2 protein-coding genes are annotated in these 1,499 nt (G+C 73.0%); both read left to right on the top strand.

Translation table 11 applies throughout. The features are described from left to right. A partial coding sequence (locus IE109_RS32795; RefSeq protein ID WP_373297816.1) for a sensor histidine kinase occupies positions 1–437 on the top strand: 437 nt, incomplete at its 5' end. A gap of 308 nt (positions 438–745) precedes the next feature. Further along, on the top strand, positions 746–1,499 hold a 754-nt coding region (locus IE109_RS32790; protein ID WP_189555003.1), incomplete at its 3' end, for a sensor domain-containing protein.

The following is a 1,499-nucleotide window of genomic DNA, read 5'->3' as shown; positions in this document are numbered from 1 at the left end:
ACCGAGGACTCGACGCCGCCCTGTCCTCCGTCGCCTCCCGCTGCACCGTCCCCGTCACCGTCAGCGTCGACCTGCCCGAGCGGCCGGCGGAGGCGATCGAGGGCATCGCCTATTTCACCGTCTCGGAGCTCCTCCAGAACGTCTCCAAGCATTCCCGGGCGCGCGAGGCCGCGGTGGACGTCTGGCGGGCGGACGACCGGTTGCTGATCCAGGTCACCGACGACGGTCGCGGTGGCGCCCGGCCGGCCGGGGGCACGGGCATGGCCGGCCTGGCGGAGCGGCTCGGGGCGGTGGACGGCCTGCTCGTCCTGGAGTCCCCGGCCGGCGGGCCGACGACGGTGACCGCCGAGTTGCCCTGGCGCCGCCGTGACGCCTCCCGCCCCGCCGCGCGTCCCCCTGCCGGTCACGGGCACGCCCCAGCCCGGCAGGGGGGATAACCCCCGGTCGAAGACGGACGCGAGCCTCATGGTGCCGGGCCGCCCGGTCCAGCACGCTTGACGTACCGGGCGCATCCCAGCCCGCGGCTCCCCGCACCGCCACTCCCGCACCACCTCATGCACGGCCCGCAGCTTCCCGCACCACCCCACGCAAGGCACCACCCCACGCACGGCACCAAGCCCCCGCACCACCCCGCACACGGCACCAAGCCCCCGCACCGCCCCGCCGGGGGCGCGAACGGCACGGGCGGCGCGCACACCGCGGCTTCCGCGGACCTGTCGACGACGAGAAACGGATGGACGACCCGATGGCCCTGGCCTATGGACCGGAGACCCGGCACCACCGCCTCCCCGCGGCGCTGCGGGCGCCCTTCGAGGCCCGCACATGGCGCGAGTTCGGCTACCTGGTGGTCGGTCTGCCGCTCAGCGTCTTCTACTTCGCCTTGTCCATAGCCATGGTGTCGCTCGCCGCCGGTCTGGTGGTGACCTTCCTGGGAATCCCGCTGCTGGCCGCCGCCCTCGTGATGTGCCGCGGATTCGGCATGCTGGAGCGGGCGAGGGCGCGGAGCCTGCTCGGAGTGGAGATAGCGGATCTCCCGCCCGTGCGCCGCCGGTCCGGAAGCGGGCTGATGGGCTGGGTGGGCGGTGTCCTCAAGAGCGGTGAGTCCTGGCGGCACTTCCTCTACTCGGTCCTGCACATGCCGTGGGCGATCTTCGCCTTCACCGTCGCGGTGACCTTCTGGGCCTACGGCTGGGGTCTGCTGACGTACCCGCTGTGGCGGTGGGTCTTCCCGGTGTACGCCGGGATGGACGGCCTCCAGCTGTACGGGGACAGGACGCACTCGTTCTACCTGGACTCGCCGGTGGAGGTGACTCTCACCAGCCTGTTCGGGCTGTTCTTCGTGCTCGTCACCCCGTGGGTGATCCGGGCGCTGGCGACGGTCGACCGGCTGATGGTGACCGGCCTGCTGAGCCCTTCCCGGCTGGCGACCCGTGTCTCCGAGCTGGAGTCGGACCGGGGTGTGGTCGTCGACACCGCCGCCGCCGACCTGCGCCGCATCG

The organism is Streptomyces lavendofoliae (genome assembly GCF_014649735.1).
GTDB classification, from domain to species: Bacteria; Actinomycetota; Actinomycetes; order Streptomycetales; family Streptomycetaceae; genus Streptomyces; species Streptomyces lavendofoliae.
The sequence above is the reverse complement of the archived record's forward strand: the minus strand, read 5'-3'. Positions and strand labels throughout refer to the sequence as shown.